Here is a 15,960-nt window from a genome sequence, read left to right as displayed (position 1 = left end):
CTCCATCCGGGCTACCAGGTAAACCTAGCCCTGCGTCTTCAGCGCGCCGGGAAAGTGCCGCTGCAGCACGGCGGTCGGGACCGCATAGGCCTCCTGCAGGTCGACGCTCCAGTATTTCAATTCGTCGAGCGGGATCCGCACGTCGGTGATGGCGCAGCGCACATAGGTTCCGGGCGAGATCACGCGGAAATCGCCATCCAGATATTGCACCTGCGCTTCGCCATGGCCCGAGGGACCGAATTTATTGAGCACCGTCAAACTCTCCGATGGACCGGCCCGAGCGGGCTGGCGTCAAGTGTATTTTCCGGATTCGATCTATCATAAATAGGTCGTACTGTCCGCCCCGGAAACTGACCTACTTGTGATGATTTTGTGCCCGCCTGCATGGTAGCGTTAATTTTACCGTGCCCGCAGCGTCAAACCGATCCGACAGAGACCGATGCGCCTGTTGTCAGCAACGCTATCCCTGACGCTCCTTGCTGCGGCCTGCACGGCCGGCGCCGCGCCGTTGCCGGCCCCGGTCGATATCCCGGCCACCGGTCTGACCCTGCATGCCCAGCTCTACAAGCCCGATGGTGACGGCCCGTTTCCCACCGTGATCGCGCTGCACGGCTGCGACGGATTGGGTGGACAATCGGAGCCGGTGCAGTCGCGCTATCGCGACTGGGCGGAGCAGCTGTTGAAGACCGGCCACGCAGTGCTGCTGCCGGACAGTTACGGCTCGCGCGAGCTCGGTCCGCAATGCCGCGTCAAGGAGCGCCGTGTGCTCGCCCGCCGCGAGCGGGTAGCCGATGTCAATGCATCGCGGCAATGGCTGTTGCAGCAACCCTGGGCCGCGCGTGACCGGATCAGCCTGATCGGATGGGCGAACGGCGCCAGCGCGGTGCTGTGGGCGGTGCGCCCGCAATCGTTGGCGCGCGGTATCGAGCCGGATTTCCGTTCGGCCATCGCGTTCTATCCGGATTGCCGGATCTCGTCCGGCCTCGGCTGGAGCACGCGGGTGCCGACACTGCTGCTGATCGGCGCGCAGGACGACGTCAGTTCGCCGGCAGCCTGCCGCCAGATGGTGGAGGAGGCCCGCGGCCGCAGCGCGCTGGCGCAGATCGTGGTCTATCCCGGCGCAGCCCATGATTTCGACCGCGCCAACCTTCCGCTGCGGGCGATCGCAGGCTCCGACGCCGCGTTGCCCGAACGCGGCCATATCGGCACGGATGCGGACGCGAGGAAGGACTCGCAACGGCGCGTCACGGAGTGGCTGGCGCGCTAGAACAGACTTCCCTGATCGACCGGCTTTGCCACGCGCTTCGGCGCCGCCGGCTTCGCCTCATGCGACACAGGTTTCGGCGTACTCGCGGCCGGAGCCGTGGCCTGCGGCCGATCCGCATCCGCGGTAGCGCCGACGCGGCCGTCGGCGAATTCGATCGACAGATGCGCGCTCGGTCCGATCGCGGCGGCGGCATGGACGGCGTGGCCATGTTCGTCCCGCACCAGGGCAAAGCCGCGTGCGAGCACGCCGCGGTAGGACAGCGCTGACAACAACTGGCCGCTATGGGCGATGCGTGCGTCGAGACGATGCATGGTGGTCTCGAGCGCGCGGCGGGCGCGCTCGGCCAGCCGTTGTGTGCGCTCGCGGGCGCGCGCGATGGCATTGCGCTGCGCCTCGGCGTTGGAGAGTTTTGAGGCCTTCAGCCTGACCTCCAGCCCGGCAAAGCGGTCCCGCCGGTTGCGCAACAGGGCGCGGGCGGACAGCCTGATTCGTTCGCCGGATACCGTGAGGCGGTGATTGGCTTGGGCAACCTGTCCGCGCAAAACCTTCAGTGTCAGGCCGGCGCTGAGATGCGAGAAGCGGCGGTGGTGGGCGTGCGTATTGGCCTTCAATCCGCGGGGCAGGGCGGCACCGAGGTGATCCAGCCGCTGCCTGGGGATCGCGAGCAGTTCGCTTAAACCCGGCAGCGCGCGGGCGGCGGCGCGCAATTCATTGCGGCGGCTCTCCTGCCCGCGCTGCCAGCACACCATCGTGCGCCGGGCCAGGCTCTCGACCTCGACGAACAATTCGCTGCGGACGGGGACGGCCATTTCGGCGGCGGCGGTCGGCGTCGGGGCGCGCTTGTCGGCGGCGAAATCGATCAGCGTGATGTCGGTCTCGTGGCCGACGGCCGAGATCAGCGGGATCACGCTGTCGGCGGCAGCGCGAACCACGATCTCCTCGTTGAACGACCACAAATCCTCCAGCGAGCCGCCGCCGCGCGCGACGATCAGGAGATCCGGCCGCGGGATTCGCCCCTCTTCGGGCAGCGCGTTGAAGCCGCGGATGGCCGCCGCCACCTGCTCGGCCGAGCCTTCGCCCTGGACCTTGACCGGCCACACCAGCACGCGGCGGGGAAAGCGGTCCTCTAGCCGGTGCAGGATGTCGCGAATGACGGCGCCGGTCGGCGAGGTGACGACGCCGATCACCTCCGGTAGCCAGGGCAGCAGTTGCTTGCGCGCCTCGTCGAACAGGCCTTCGGCGGCGAGCTTCCGCTTACGCTCCTCCATCAGCGCCATCAGCGCGCCGATGCCGGCGGGCTCCAGCGCCTCGATGACGATCTGGTATTTCGAGGAGCCCGGATAGGTCGTGAGCTTGCCGGTGGCGATGACCTCGAGCCCCTCCTGCGGTTTGAACCGCATCCGGGCGTGCGCAAACTTCCAGATCACCGCCTCGATCTTGGCGCTCTCGTCCTTCAGCGCGAAATAGCAGTGGCCCGAGGAGTGCGGCCCGCGGAAACCGGAGATTTCTCCGCGCACGCGGACATGCCCGTAGGCGTCCTCGACCGTCCGCTTCAGCGCGGACGACAGCTCGGAGACGGTAAATTCGGGCGCGTTGATCAGGTTCTCAGCAGGCATATCAGGGCTTAGAATCGGCCTTTTCCGGCGCTTCCGCAAGGTGCTGAGGCCGTGATGGGGGTGTCGGGACACATATCCACACAGGAATAGACACGTTGTTGCGGCTCGCCCCTGTCGTGCTAAACCGTCGCGCAATAGCCGACAACCCTCCATTTGGCTGCGCTCCCCATGAACATTCTCCTGCTTGGTTCCGGCGGCCGCGAACACGCTTTGGCGTGGAAGATCGCGGCGTCCCCGCTCCTGACCAAATTGTGGTGCGCGCCGGGCAATGCCGGCATTGCGCGCGAGGCCGAATGCGTCGTGCTCGATATTGCCGACCATCCCGCGGTGATCGAGTTCTGCAAGCGCAATGCCGTCGATCTGGTCGTGGTCGGCCCGGAGACGCCACTGGCGGCGGGGATCGTCGACGATCTTGCGGCGGCCGGCATCAAGGCGTTTGGTCCGGGCAAGCAGGCCGCCCAGCTCGAGGGATCCAAGGGTTTCACCAAGGCGCTCTGCACCGAATTCAATATTCCGACCGGCGCTTATGGCCGCTTCACGACGGCTGACGACGCGCTGGCTTATGTGCGCGCACAGGGCGCGCCGATCGTGGTCAAGGCTGATGGTCTGGCCGCCGGCAAAGGCGTTGTTGTCGCCAAAACGCTTGATGAAGCCGAGGCGGCCATCGCCATGATGTTCGACGGTGCGTTCGGTTCGGCCGGTACTGAAGTCGTGATCGAGGAATTTCTCTCTGGCCGCGAGATCAGCTTTTTCGCGCTGTGCGACGGCGAAACCGCGATCCCGCTTGCTTCGGCGCAAGACCACAAGCGCGTGTTCGATCACGACGAGGGACCGAACACTGGCGGCATGGGCGCCTATTCGCCGACACCGTTCGTGACGGCTGAAATTCACGACCAGATCATGGCGCGGATCATCCTGCCGACCGTCGCGGGCATGAAGCAGCGCGGCACGCCGTTCCGCGGCGTGCTTTATGCGGGCGTGATGCTGACGGAGCAGGGGCCGAAGCTGTTCGAATACAACGTCCGCTTCGGTGATCCCGAGTGCCAGGTGCTGATGCTGCGGATGATGTCAGACATCGTACCGGCGTTTCTGGCGTCCTGCGACGCAGAACTGAAGCATTTCGACCTGCGCTGGTATCCGGAGCCTACGCTGACCGTGGTGATGGCGGCAAAGGGCTACCCCGGCGACTACAAGAAGGGCACGCGCATTGAAGGCCTTGCTGACGCCGCCGCAATCGAGGGCGTCGAGATCTTTCATGCCGGCACGGTGGCAAAGGATGGCACCATTCTCGCCAATGGCGGGCGCGTGCTGAACGTCTGCGCCATGGGCCAGAGCGTGCTGGAGGCGCAGCAGCGCGCGTATCAGGCTGTGGATCGGATCAGCTGGCCTGATGGTTTCTGCCGCCGCGACATCGCATGGCAGGCGGTGGAGGTGGAGCAGAAACGCTAGCCGCTTCCTCCGTCATTGCGAGCGCAGCGAAGCAATCCATCTATCCGTTGTGCCGTGCGATGGATTGCTTCGCTGCGCTCGCAATGACGATGGCAGCAGTCGCGCAGGGTGGGCAAAGCGAAGCGTGCCCACCATTGCGATCTCAGTCCGCAACGGTGGGCACAGCGCTTCGCGCCTTTGCCCACCCTACGCAATCAGAGCAAATCCCCACCAGCCGCACTCGCGGTCGTGCCATGCTCGCGGAACGCCTTGATGACGTTCTTGCCGATCCGCCACTTGTGCACTTCGTCCGGACCGTCGACCAGCCGCTGCGCGCGCACCTGGGTGTACCACTTCGCCAGCGGCGTATCCTGGCTGAAGCCGAGCGCGCCGTGGAGCTGGATCGCGGTGTCGATCACCTTGTGCACCATGTGCGCATGAAAGATCTTTGCGATCGAGTTCTCCTGCCTGATATCGAGGCCCTTCTCCGCCTTGTAGGCGATATGGAGCAGCATGAGGCGGCCGATATAGAGTTCGCTGGCGCAATCGGCGAGCATGAACTGCACGGCCTGCCGGTCGGCGAGCAATGTGCCGAATGTCGAGCGCTTGGTGACATGGGCAACGGCCATGTCGAGCGCGCGTTGCGCCTTGGCGACGTTGTGCATGCCGTGACGCAGGCGGCCATAGGCGAGGCGGTGCTGGCCCATGGCAAAACCGTTGCCTTCGCCGCCGACCAGATTGTCGGCCGGCACCTTCAGATCCCTGATCTCGATTTCGGAGTGGCCGCCGTGCAGGACGTCGTCATGCGGTCCCTCGATCGCCATGTTCGCGACGTTGCGCTTGATCTTGTAGCCGGGGTTCGGCAGCTCGACGAGGAAGGTCGAATACTGCTTGTGACGCGGCGCGTTTGGATCGGTCTTGGCCATCACCAGCGCCATGTCGGCGACGCTGGCGGAGGAGGAGAACCACTTCTCGCCGTTGAGGATGTAGTTCTCGTTGCCGTCCTTCACCGCCGTGGTCTGCATGCCGGTGGCGTCGGCGCCGGCGGCTTTCTCGGTCATCGAGAAACAGATGCGCTTGTCGCCGTTGAGCAGGGGTTTGAGGAACTTCTCCTTCTGATATTCCGTGCCGTGGGCAAGGATCGTCATCATCGAGGCGTCGTCGGGCCCTTGCGTATTCATCGACAGCGCGCCGAGCATGCTCTCGCCGAGCTCCATCTGCACCAGCGCGTTGGCCAGCGGACCGAGGCCCATGCCGCCATATTCCTTCGGCACCCACGGGCACCACAGGCCGCGCGCACGGGCCTTGGCCCGGAGCGGGCCGAGCACTTCGGCAAGCGGCTTGGTGTCGAGTTCCTTCTCCGCGGGGATGCATTCGTCGTGCACCCATTGGCGGACTTTTTCGCGGATCGCCTTGGCTTCGGCCGGGATTTCGAAATCGATCGACATCTAACGGTTTCCTCGGTTCTTGTTCCTGTTGGTCGGGCTTGAGGAATGGCATAAACCTGCGTTTCACCAGCGGCAACGGCAAACAAAGTTTGAAGCAACAGCCACGGCCGCCAAAGGAGCGTCCATGTCCGATCTTGCCGATCTGTTTCCCGGATACGCCTCCGAATGGATCAACACCTCGTCGGGCCGCATCTTTGCCCGCGTCGGCGGCAAGGGGCCGCCGTTGTTGCTGCTGCACGGATTCTCGTCCACGCATGTGATGTGGCACCCGGTTGCGCCGCAGCTTGCAGACCAGTTCACGCTGATCATTGCCGATCTGCCGGGCTATGGCTGGTCGGACATGCCGCGCAGCGACGACAACCACACGCCCTACACCAAGCGCGCGATGGCGAAGGTCATGGTGGAGGCGATGGAGCAGCTCGGCCATGTGCATTTCGCGCTCGCCGGTCACGACCGCGGCGGGCGTGTGTCGTACCGGCTGGCGCTCGATCATCCGGGCCGGCTGTCGAAGCTCGCCGTGCTCGATATTGCACCGACCTATGATTATTGGGAGAAGATGAACCGGCTCTCTGCGCTGAAGATCTATCATTGGGCGTTTCTGGCGCAGCCCCATCCGCTGCCGGAAACGCTGGTCGCCAGCAATGGAGAGTTCTTCCTCAAGTGGAAGATGGCGAGCCAGACCAAGTCGAAGACGCTGGACGCTATCGATCCGCGCGCGCTGGACCATTATCTGGCGCCATTCCGTGATCCCGCCCGTATACACGCGATGTGCGAAGACTACCGCGCCGGCGCCTATGCCGACTACGAGATCGACAAGGCGGATTTCGATGCCGGTAAAAAGATCACGATCCCGATGCTGGCGCTGTGGGGCGATGCCGGTGTTGCGAGCGCGGCTGCGACGCCGCTCGATACGTGGAAGAAATGGGCGACGAATGTCAGGGGAGCGCCGGTGGATTCCGGGCATTTTCTGACGGAGGAAAATCCGGAAGCGACGGCGAAGTTGTTGCGGGAGTTTTTCCTGGCGACATGAGTTCGTAGCTCGGATGGGCCCAACTCGTCATACCCGCGAAGGCGGGTATCCAGTACGCCGCGGCCTCCCGGTCAATCACTATCGTCTCTGGAATACTGGATCATCCGCCTTCGCGGATGATGACAGTGGAGTGTTTGGCGGCGCCGATCGCCTACCGCCTCACCTTGAAAAACTCCTTGAGCAGCGTCGCCGCTTCGGTCTCCCCGACCGCGGAATAAACCTCCGGCACGTGGTGGCAGGTTGGCTGCGCAAAGAACCGCACGCCGGAATCCACCGCGCCGCCCTTGGGATCGGCTGCGCCGTAATAGAGCCGCCGGATCCGGGCGAACGAGATCGCGCCGGCGCACATGGTGCAGGGCTCCAGGGTGACGTAGAGGTCGCAATCGACCAGCCGCTCGGTGCCGATGGCCTCGGCCGCCTGCCGGATCGCCAGGATCTCGGCGTGCGCGGTCGGATCGCGGTCGGTCAGCGTCCGGTTGCCCGCCGCGGCGATGACCTCGTAATCCCTGACGATGACGCACCCGATCGGAACTTCGCCGGCTTTTCCGGCGTTTTCGGCCGTTTTCAGCGCCAAATCCATGAAAGAAGGGGCAGTCATGCCTCGTATCATCGGAAGAAACCTGCTACTAGCTGCGCCTTCAGCAAACGTGGATGCCGGTTTTGCGTGAGAATGCGCCTTGAGCGAAGTGCGCGCGCGTTACCGCTTTGACAGCCTATCCGCATCCGCCTGATAGCCATTTCATCTGTACCCGAGAGACCATTCATGCCCCGCGATAACGACAAAAACAACGATTCCCGCGGCCGGCGTGACCGGCCCGGCAGCGGCACGGGCCGCGCCGGCGGCGGCGGCAAAGGCCGCTCCGGGGCGGCGAGGGGGCCTGAGAAGAAGTTCGCCAAGCGCGGGTTTGCCGGAAAAGGTGAAGGCGACGGCGAGCGGCGTCCCTATGCCGGGAAGTCCGACGGCGCGAAGTCATTTGGCAAGAAGCCATATTCCGGCGGTGGAAAACCTTACGGCGGCAAGCGCGACGGCGATGATCGTCCGCCGCGCCGGGACTTTGGCGATGCGCCGCGTCCGCGTGGTGACAGGCCATTTGCTGGCCGTCCGTCACGCGGTGACGATGGTGAAAAGCGTTCGTTCAAGCCGCGTGAAGATCGTGGCGGTGGCGACAAGCGTTCGTTCAAGCCACGCGGCGACCGTCCGAATTTTAACCGCGACGACCGTCCGCCGCGCCGGGATCGCAAGGGCGACCCTGGGGATCGCGACGATGCACGCCCGGCTGGACGTTTTTCCGACAGGAAGTTTGGCGACAAGAAGCCCTATACCCCGCGAGAAGGTGGCGGGGAGAAGCGGCCCTATACGCCGCGTGGCGAAGGTTTTCGCAAAGTCGGCGACCGTCCGCGTGGCGATCGGCCCTTTAGCGCCCGGCCGTCGCGCGATGGCGATCGCCCCCGTGGTGATCGGCCTGAGAGAAAATTTGGCGGTGACAAGAAGTTCTCGCGCGGTGCGCCTGACCGAGGGCCGCGCAAGAATTTTGGTGCCGACCGCGGCGATTCGAAGCCATGGCAGAAGCGCGACGACCGCGGCGGCGAGGAGCGTCCGCGCTTTTCGCGCTCGCGCGAGGATCGCCCGGCGGGTGATCGTCCATTTCGTGAGCGGCCGAAATTCGATCGACCACGTGAAGATCGCCCGAAATTCGATCGCCCCCGTCAGCGGCCGGAGGGCCGCACCGACTGGCAGGAGCATCCGCGCAGTGAAGCGGGTGACGATCGGCCGCGTCGCGAGAACGAGGACGACAGCAAGATTTTTGCAAAACGTCCGGCGTTCGGCGGCCGTGGCGCCTATCGCGAGCGCCAACCTGAATTCGACAAGCGCACGCCGCAGCCGCCACGCGTCAAGAAATCCGGCGAGCGCATCGCCAAGGTGGTTTCCCGCGCCGGCCTCGCATCGCGGCGCGATGCCGAGGAATGGATCACGCAGGGCCGCGTCACCGTCAACGGCCGCGTGATCAATTCGCCGGCGCTCGACGTCACTGCCAATGACACCATCGCCGTCGACGGCAAGGTGCTGCCGCCGCGCGAGCGGACGCGGCTGTTCATGTATCACAAGCCCCGCGGCCTGATGACAACGCATGCCGACCCCGAGGGGCGGCCGACGGTGTTCGACAATCTGCCGGAAGGCCTGCCGCGGCTGATCTCGATCGGCCGGCTCGATTTCAATACCGAGGGGCTACTGCTGCTGACCAATGATGGTGGCCTCGCACGCGCGCTCGAACTGCCCGACACCGGCTGGCTGCGGCGCTATCGCGTCCGTGCCCATGGCGAAGTCACGCAGGCGCAGCTCGATGAACTCAAGAAGGGCGTCGAGGTCGACGGCGTCAAATACGGCTCGATCGACGCGACGCTGGAGCGCGACCAGGGCGCCAATGTCTGGCTGGTGTTTGCGATCCGCGAAGGCAAGAACCGCGAGGTCCGCAACGTCATGGCCCATCTCGGCCTCGAGGTGAACCGGCTGATCCGCGTCTCCTACGGACCGTTCCAGCTCGGCGAAATCGCCGAGGGCCAGGTCGAGGAGGTCAAGACGCGTGTATTGCGCGAGCAGCTCGGCGAGAAGATCGCAACGCTCGCCGGCGCCGATTTCAACCGGCCGATGCCGGGCGAAAAATCCGACGACGAAGAGACTGACGCGCCGCGCAGCAAGAAGCCGTTCAAGCCGGCAGGGAAAAGTGCGCTGATCGCCGACCGCAAGGGCCGCCGCGTGCTGGTGCAGCGCACCGGCAGCGAGGAGGCCCGCGCCCGCAACGAGGAAGAGGCCAACGGCTACGGCCCGCCGCGCCGCGCAAAGCGCGGCTATCACGGCAAACGCGATCTGAAGCCGCAGGACGAGTAGCTGGCCGATGCGCGTCGTCGGTGGACGATTGAAGGGCCGTAATCTGGCCTCGCCCTCTTCGCGGGAGATTCGCCCGACGGCGGATCGTTTGCGCGAATCCGTGTTCAACATTCTTGTCCACGCCTATGACGACCCGATCGAAGGCGCGCGCGTGCTCGACCTGTTCGCCGGCACCGGCGCGCTTGGCATCGAAGCGGTATCGCGCGGGGCTCTTTTCACGCTGTTCGTCGACAACGGCGCGGAAGCGCGTGCGCTGTTGCGCAACAATGTCGAGGCGCTCGGCCTTGGCGGCGTGACGAAAGTCTATCGCCGCGATGCCACCAATCTCGGCCCGGCGCATCCGGTTGAGCCGTTCTCGCTGGCGTTTCTCGATCCGCCCTATGGCAAGGGACTTGCGGAGAAGGCGCTTGCCTCGCTGCGCGATGGCGGCTGGCTGACGCCGGGCGCGTTGCTGGTGGTGGAGGAGGCGAAGGCGGCGGCGTTCGCCGCGCCCGAAGGTTTCGAGGAGCTGGAGCGACGGGCGTATGACGATACGGAGTTTGTATTTTTGAAATTTGTAGGGCGGATTAGCGCAGCGTAATCCGCCGATCTCGCAAGCATTGGTGGGTTACGCCTTCGGCTAACCCACCCTACGATTCCTTATCGCCGCCCGAACAGCTTCTCGATATCGCTCAGCTTCAATTCCACATACGTCGGCCGGCCGTGGTTGCACTGGCCGGAATTCGGCGTGTCTTCCATCTCGCGCAGAAGCGCGTTCATTTCCTCCGGCTTGAGGCGGCGGCCGGCGCGGACCGAGCCGTGGCAGGCCATGGTGGCCGCGACGTGCATCAAACGCCGCTCCAGCGGCAGCGCCTCGTCCCATTCGGCCATGTGCTCGGCGAGATCGCGTAGCAACCCTGCCGCGTTGGTCTTGCCGAGCAGCGACGGCGTCTCGCGTACCGCTACCGCGCCGGGGCCGAAGGATTCGATTGCCAATCCAAACGATGCCAGTTCATCGGCACGCGCGAGCAGTTTTTCGACGGTGGCCTCATCCAGCTCGACGATCTCGGGGATCAGCAATATCTGCCGCTGCACGCCATTCTTCGCCAGCGACGCCTTCAGCTTCTCATAGACAATGCGCTCATGCGCGGCGTGCTGGTCCACGACGATGAGTCCATCGCGGGTCTGCGAGACGATGTAGGTTTCGTGGATCTGCGTCCGCGCCGCGCCCAGCGGGCGGTCGAGCAGGTCGGCAGAGGGCTGCGCCTCGAAGCGCACGTCGGCGGTCGGCGCGCCGACGTCGAAGGCGGCTTGCCCGGTTTCGGCAAGTGCGGCTGCGCCTGCGAACGAGGGCGCAGGCCCGACCGGATAGGCCGGCGAACTGCGCCAGTCCCAGTTGGTCGGACGCGGCGTGAAGGACGGGCGAAACGCCGACAGCGCCGCGCCGTCGGTATTGGCGGCGGTACGCCGGCCCTCGCGGGCGAGGCCGTCTTTCAGTGCATGCACGATCAGCGCGCGGACGAGGCCGGCGTTGCGGAAGCGCACCTCGGTCTTGGCTGGGTGCACGTTGGCGTCCACCTCCTGCGGCTCCAGCGTCACGAACAGCGCCACGACAGGATGACGGTCGCGCGGCAGGTAATCCGAATAGGCCGCGCGCACCGCGCCCAGGATAAGCTTGTCGCGCACCGGGCGGCCGTTGACGAAAAGATATTGCCCGAGCGCGTTTGCGCGGGTCAGCGACGGCGCTGCGGCAAAGCCCTCGACCACGACGCTTTCGCGCTCGGCGCGTACTTCGATGGCGCTCGAACGGAAATCGCTGCCCAGGATATCGCCGAGCCGCGTCAGCCGGCCCGCTGCGCCGGGCAGCGCCGCGGCCCAGGTCACTGGCGCGCGTTCTTCGCCGGCGAGCGTGAAGGCGATATCGGGCCGCGCCATCGCCAGCCGCCGCACCACTTCGCGGATCGCTTCGGCCTCGGTGCGGTCGGTTTTGAGGAACTTTAGCCGGGCAGGTGTCGCGTAAAAGAGATCGTTGACCTCGACGCGGGTGCCTTGCGACAGCGCGGCCGGCATGATCTGCGATTTTGCACCGCCTTCGACCGACAGCGACCAAGCGTGCGGCTCGCTGGCGTGGCGCGTGGTGATGCCGAGCCGCGCCACCGCGCCGATCGAGGGCAGGGCCTCGCCGCGGAACCCCAGCGTGCGAATGCGCAGCAAATCCTCGTCGTCGAGCTTGGATGTGGCGTGGCGGTCGACGGCGAGCGCGAGGTCGGCTGATGTCATACCGCTACCGTCGTCGGTGATGCCGATCCGCCGCCTGCCGCCGCCATCGGTGAAGATGTCAACGCGGCTGGCACCGGCGTCGATGGCGTTTTCGACCAGTTCCTTCACGACGCTCGCGGGACGTTCGACCACCTCGCCAGCGGCGATGCGGTTGACGACCTGTTCGGGGAGCTGGCGGACGGGCATGGGCGGGCTTGAGCGTCGATTCGAGGTTGAACCGCCATTCTAGGCGGCCGGGGTGGCAAATGCATGGGAAGAAGCCGAAACAATGCCCGGCTGGGGATGAAGGCAGACTATCGCCTTGAAGATGCTGAGGTTCGCTCTCGGCCGGTCACCGTGACTTGGGATTGTGAGGTCGCGTGGTCAGGTATATCGTTTAGAAAAATTATAATCTGACCGGAGGAACCCCATGTGCCACCTGTTCGCGCACCAGCCTCAACGCGACTATGAATCGCAGACCCGGTCGCTGCGGATGGGCGGCCATTCCACCTCGATCCGGCTGGAAATATCGTTCTGGGACACGCTGGAGGAGATCGCGGCGAAGGAGGGGATGAGCCTCGCAAAGTTCCTCACCACGCTGCACGACGAGGTCCTCGACCACCATGGCGAGGTCAAGAATTTCGCCTCGCTGCTGCGCTGTTCCTGCCTGATCTATCGCGCCAAGAGCGCAGTCGTCGTGCCGGAGTTTCGTGGCAGCGCCCCCGTCATTCTCGACGCCGCCGAATAGTTTCCGTCCGATCTGAAAGAAAAAAGCGGCTCGGTCCATCCCGGACCGAGCCGCTTCCGTTTGCGGGAATTAGATCTCCTTGCGCTGCATAGCGCCGGCGATGTGGTCCGCCTGCCGGATCGCCAGCGAGACGATCGTCAGTGTCGGATTGCAGGCCGCGCCACTGGTGAACTGGCTGCCGTCGGAGATGAACAGGTTCTTGACGTCGTGGGCTTGGCCGAACTTGTTCACCACGCCATCCCCAGGCTTTTCGCTCATCCTGACCGTGCCGAGGTTATGCGTGCTCGGGTAGGGGGGCGTCGGATAGGTCACGGTGGCCCCGACGGCCTCGTAGACGGCGGCCCCCTGCTTGTAGGCGTGATTGCGCATCGCGACGTCGTTGGGATGATCGTCGAAGTGCACGCTCGCCACCGGCATGCCGAACTTGTCCTTGGCCTTCGGATCCAGCGTGATGCGGTTGGTTTCCTGCGGCATGTCCTCGCCGACCAGCCACATGCCGGCCATCCGCGGATAGGATTCCATCGCTGACGTGAAGGAGCGTCCCCACGCGCCGGGATTCAGGAACGCCGCCATGAAGGGCACGCCGATCGAAAGCGTCTCCATCTCATAGCCGCCGACGAAACCGCGTTTGGGGTCGTTCTTGGCTTCGTCTTTGATAATGCCGGCCATGGTGGTGCCGCGGTACATGTGCACCGACTTCTCGAACGCCGCGTACACGCTGCCGGTCATGTGCCGCATATAGTTGCGGCCGACCTGCCCGGACGAGTTGGCAAGGCCGTCCGGGAACATGGTCGAGGCGCTGTTGAGCAATAGCCGCGGGCTCTCGATCGAGTTGCCCGCGACCGCCACCACGCGCGCCTTCTGACGCTGCATCGCGCCGCTCTGGTCGGCATAGACAACGCCGGTCACCTTGCCGGACGCGTCGTGCTCGATCTTGATCGCCATGCTGTTGGGGCGCACTTCGAGATTTCCGGTCGCCTCGCCCCGGGGGATCTCGGTATAGAGCGTCGACCATTTCGCACCCGACTTGCAGCCCTGGAAGCAGAAGCCGATCTGCTGGCAGGCCCCGCGCCCGTCGCGTGGCGCGCTGTTGATCGCCATGTTGCCGGTGTGCACGGACTTGTAGCCGAGCTTCTTGGCGCCGGCTTCCATTACCTTGAAATTGTTATTGCCGGGCAGCCCCGCAATGCCGTTGGTGCGGGTGACGCCCATCTTGTCCTCGGCCTTGGCGTACCACGGCTCCATTTCGGCGAGCGTGATCGGCCAATCCTGCAGATTGGCGCCCGGGATGCTGCCGTAGGTGGTCTTGGCCTTGAACTCGTGCTCGTCGAAGCGCAGCGAGGCGCCGGCCCAATGCGTCGTAGAGCCGCCGACCGCCTTGACGATCCAGGCCGGCAGGTTGGCGAAGTCCTTGGCGACACGCCAGCTTCCGGAGGTCGTGCGCATGTCCGACCAGGCGAGCTGGGTAAAGCTCTCCCACTCATCGTTGACGAAATCCTGCATCTCGATGCGCGCTCCGGCTTCAAGGATCACGACCTTGACGCCCTTTTGCGCGAGCTCATTGCCAAGCGTTCCGCCGCCCGCGCCGGAGCCGACGATCACGACCACGCCGCTGTCATTCTGATCGAATTTTGCCATGTTGAATTCCTCCCTGACTGTTCGTTGCCCGCGGCGCTTTAAGCCTTCGGGAGCCAGTCGATGTCGGCGAAGCCGCGCTGGATGTAGCCGCCGTGCTCGGCGGAGGAACCCTCGTAGCCGAACTTCGGCCAGAGCTCTTTCTGATTGTAGAGGGAGACGACGAGGTCGCCGCGAACCTTCTGGAAGAAGGGGGTCGGCTCGATGCGTTGCAACAGCGCCACGCGGTCGGTTTCCCACTGTACCTGTGCATAGGGAACCTTGTGGCGATCGTTGGCTTCCTGATCCAGGCGCGCGACGCCGTCATTGATCAGCGCCTTTGTGTCCGGATCTTTCGCCGCCTTGCCGTCCCACGGCTTGATTGCGGCGATGTAGTAGCTGTCGCCGAGGAAATCGTGCGGATAGATGTCGCGCGCGACCTTCACCAGCGTCTTCAGCGTCGCCGGCGTCAGCGTGGTGGCGTCGTCGGCCCAGGCGTCGCTGACAGTAAGGCCCGCGCTGGTCGCGATCGCGACGGCCGGCACCGCCGTGGCCGCGCCCTTCAGGAAGACGCGGCGATCATATTTGCTTCGACGATCGACTTCTCTCATTTGTGTCCTCCATTAATTGCTTGTTGATTGCGATTAACCGAAGCGGCCACCTCGTTGAATCACTTCGATCTTGTAGCCATCGGGATCGGCGACGAAGAAGAAGCGCGCCAGCGTCCTGCCGTCATGCTTGAAGTCGCGCAGCGGCCCGGGCGCGAGATCTTCGCGCGCAAATCTTGCGTGTTCGGCGTCGACATCATCGACAATGACGGCAAGATGGCCGTAGCCGTCGCCCAGCGCGTAGGGCTCCTTGCGATCGAAGTTGACGGTCAGTTCGACCTCGAAGGGCGAGGAGGGATGGCGCAGATAGATCAGCGCGAAATCGTCGAACTTGAGATGGTCGGCCACCTCAAGTCCGAAAGCGCGCGTGTAGAAGTCCAGCGATTTCGCTTCGTCGAACACGCGGATCATCGAGTGAACGGGCTTTGCCATTCAGTTCAGCTCCTTCAGATAGGCGATGATGGCGGTGCGGGTCTCCGCCTTGGGCTGGCGGTAGGCCATGTTGGAGCCTGGGACCATCGCCTGGGGATTGGCGAGATAGGCATCAAGCCTGGCGGCGTCCCAGACGAAGTTGGCCTCGGCGAAGCCGGCGGAATAGCGAAAGCCGTCCGCCTTGCCCGCCGGCTTGCCGACGATCTTGAACAGCGACGGCCCCTGCCGGGTCGGGTCAGACAGGTTGGTGGTATGGCAGGTCGCGCATTGCTGCTTGAACAGCGTCGTCCCATCCGGTGGCTTGGCGGGGGGCAGCGGCATCTGTGCGCCGGCCATCGTCACGGCAAGCAGCGCGGCGCAAAATCCCAGCCCGATTGCCCGTATCGTGCGCAGCTTCGTCATGTGCTTCACCGTTGACGTGCGCAGACTGTAGGTCGCGGAAAATAAGCGGTGGTAGTAGCGGGCTGTTTCACGACAGAACAAAAAGCGGCTGGGCTCCAGGCGGCCGGGCGGCCTGATCTTCCGATCGCAGATGCGATAGCCCTGACCGCCTGCGAACTGACTGACGTGGCGGGCGGCTCAGTGGGGCGAGCGCTGCCGTTCTCGCTGCGGCGCGTGCGCTGTCCCCGCCTCGCCGTCGCTAG

15 protein-coding genes are annotated in these 15,960 nt (G+C 64.8%); 6 read left to right on the top strand and 9 right to left on the bottom strand.

All coding sequences use genetic code 11. The features are described 5' to 3' along the window. Positions 1-24 precede the first annotated feature (24 nt). Positions 25-252, bottom strand: coding sequence for a DUF2093 domain-containing protein (locus tag KIP88_RS10845; RefSeq protein ID WP_214487859.1), 228 nt, complete (start codon positions 250-252; stop codon positions 25-27). Positions 253-439: 187 nt separating this feature from the next. Between KIP88_RS10845 and KIP88_RS10840 the strand changes: the two genes are divergently transcribed. Then, positions 440-1,267, top strand: coding sequence for a dienelactone hydrolase family protein (locus KIP88_RS10840; protein ID WP_214487858.1), 828 nt, complete (start codon positions 440-442; stop codon positions 1,265-1,267). On the opposite strand, the gene xseA is transcribed toward KIP88_RS10840, so the two are convergent. Continuing rightward, positions 1,264-2,883 (bottom strand): exodeoxyribonuclease VII large subunit, encoded by a 1,620-nt coding sequence (gene xseA / locus KIP88_RS10835; RefSeq protein WP_214487857.1) that lies wholly within the window; start codon positions 2,881-2,883, stop codon positions 1,264-1,266. The two genes, KIP88_RS10840 and xseA, sit on opposite strands and share 4 nt — an antisense overlap. Positions 2,884-3,051: 168 nt before the next feature. On the opposite strand from xseA, the gene purD reads away from it, so the two are divergent. Continuing rightward, the gene (gene purD, locus KIP88_RS10830; protein ID WP_214487856.1) at positions 3,052-4,332 is read left to right on the top strand and encodes a phosphoribosylamine--glycine ligase; all 1,281 of its coding nucleotides are present in this window, start codon (positions 3,052-3,054) and stop codon (positions 4,330-4,332) included. A 194-nt stretch (positions 4,333-4,526) separates the two neighbouring features. Here the strand turns inward: purD and KIP88_RS10825 are convergent, their stop codons facing one another. After that, complete coding sequence (locus KIP88_RS10825; protein WP_214487855.1) at positions 4,527-5,759, bottom strand: acyl-CoA dehydrogenase family protein; 1,233 nt, start codon at positions 5,757-5,759, stop codon at positions 4,527-4,529. Between the two features lie 124 nt (positions 5,760-5,883). On the opposite strand from KIP88_RS10825, the gene KIP88_RS10820 reads away from it, so the two are divergent. Further along, complete coding sequence (locus KIP88_RS10820; RefSeq protein WP_214487854.1) at positions 5,884-6,789, top strand: alpha/beta fold hydrolase; 906 nt, start codon at positions 5,884-5,886, stop codon at positions 6,787-6,789. Positions 6,790-6,940: 151 nt separating this feature from the next. Here KIP88_RS10820 and KIP88_RS10815 read toward each other — a convergent pair whose 3' ends face one another. After that, the gene (locus KIP88_RS10815; protein WP_214487853.1) at positions 6,941-7,399 is read right to left on the bottom strand and encodes a nucleoside deaminase; all 459 of its coding nucleotides are present in this window, start codon (positions 7,397-7,399) and stop codon (positions 6,941-6,943) included. 153 nt (positions 7,400-7,552) lie between these two features. Here KIP88_RS10815 and KIP88_RS10810 point away from each other — a divergent pair, with 153 nt between their 5' ends. Beyond that, a complete protein-coding gene (locus tag KIP88_RS10810) occupies positions 7,553-9,676 on the top strand; it encodes a pseudouridine synthase (RefSeq protein WP_214487852.1) in 2,124 nt (707 codons plus the stop codon). Between the two features lie 7 nt (positions 9,677-9,683). Continuing rightward, complete coding sequence (gene rsmD / locus KIP88_RS10805; protein ID WP_214487851.1) at positions 9,684-10,256, top strand: 16S rRNA (guanine(966)-N(2))-methyltransferase RsmD; 573 nt, start codon at positions 9,684-9,686, stop codon at positions 10,254-10,256. Positions 10,257-10,315: 59 nt separating this feature from the next. On the opposite strand, the gene mutL is transcribed toward rsmD, so the two are convergent. Then, positions 10,316-12,121 (bottom strand): DNA mismatch repair endonuclease MutL, encoded by a 1,806-nt coding sequence (mutL, locus tag KIP88_RS10800; RefSeq protein ID WP_214487850.1) that lies wholly within the window; start codon positions 12,119-12,121, stop codon positions 10,316-10,318. Positions 12,122-12,344: 223 nt separating this feature from the next. Here mutL and KIP88_RS10795 point away from each other — a divergent pair, with 223 nt between their 5' ends. Then, on the top strand, positions 12,345-12,662 hold the full coding sequence (locus KIP88_RS10795; RefSeq protein WP_214487849.1) for a ribbon-helix-helix domain-containing protein: 318 nt from the start codon (positions 12,345-12,347) through the stop codon (positions 12,660-12,662). A 69-nt stretch (positions 12,663-12,731) separates the two neighbouring features. On the opposite strand, the gene KIP88_RS10790 is transcribed toward KIP88_RS10795, so the two are convergent. The 4 genes from KIP88_RS10790 to KIP88_RS10775 are packed head-to-tail and all read right to left on the bottom strand — an operon-like array spanning position 12,732 to position 15,652. Beyond that, on the bottom strand, positions 12,732-14,300 hold the full coding sequence (locus KIP88_RS10790; RefSeq protein ID WP_214487848.1) for a GMC family oxidoreductase: 1,569 nt from the start codon (positions 14,298-14,300) through the stop codon (positions 12,732-12,734). Positions 14,301-14,338: 38 nt separating this feature from the next. Then, on the bottom strand, positions 14,339-14,887 hold the full coding sequence (locus tag KIP88_RS10785; RefSeq protein WP_214487847.1) for a gluconate 2-dehydrogenase subunit 3 family protein: 549 nt from the start codon (positions 14,885-14,887) through the stop codon (positions 14,339-14,341). A gap of 33 nt (positions 14,888-14,920) precedes the next feature. Next, entirely contained in the window at positions 14,921-15,316 is a 396-nt protein-coding gene (locus KIP88_RS10780; protein ID WP_214487846.1) for a VOC family protein, read from the bottom strand. Next, entirely contained in the window at positions 15,317-15,652 is a 336-nt protein-coding gene (locus KIP88_RS10775) for a cytochrome c family protein (RefSeq protein WP_374226453.1), read from the bottom strand. Between the last annotated feature and the right edge of the window lie 308 nt (positions 15,653-15,960).

It is taken from the genome of Bradyrhizobium sp. SRL28 (assembly GCF_018596315.1).
GTDB lineage: Bacteria > Pseudomonadota > Alphaproteobacteria > Rhizobiales > Xanthobacteraceae > Bradyrhizobium.
This window is presented reverse-complemented; position numbering and strand designations above follow the sequence as displayed.